1 protein-coding gene is annotated in these 252 nt (G+C 51.2%); it reads left to right on the top strand.

What is annotated here, in order from left to right; all coding sequences use genetic code 11:
* Window positions 1–41: 41 nt before the first annotated feature.
* On the top strand, window positions 42–252 hold a 211-nt coding region (locus D1646_RS22305), incomplete at its 3' end, for a recombinase family protein (RefSeq protein ID WP_160638516.1).

The raw sequence follows: 252 nt of genomic DNA, 5'->3' as shown, positions 1-252 counted from the left end.
ATAGGGAAGCGCGCACCCTCAAAGAAAGGAGGTTACACACCATGAAGAAGCAGACAGAGAAAGACAAACTCACCGCCCTATACGAAAGACTCTCCCATGACGATGAGCGAGCCGGGGAATCCGTCAGCATTGAGAACCAAAAGCGGATTTTAGAGGACTACGCAAGGAAAAACGGTTTTACCAATATCCGGCATTTCACCGATGACGGAATCCGGGGAACTACGTTCAAGCGTCCGGGGCTGGACGCTATGT

This window comes from Pseudoflavonifractor sp. 60 (assembly GCF_009911645.1).
GTDB lineage: Bacteria > Bacillota > Clostridia > Oscillospirales > Oscillospiraceae > Lawsonibacter.
This window is presented reverse-complemented; position numbering and strand designations above follow the sequence as displayed.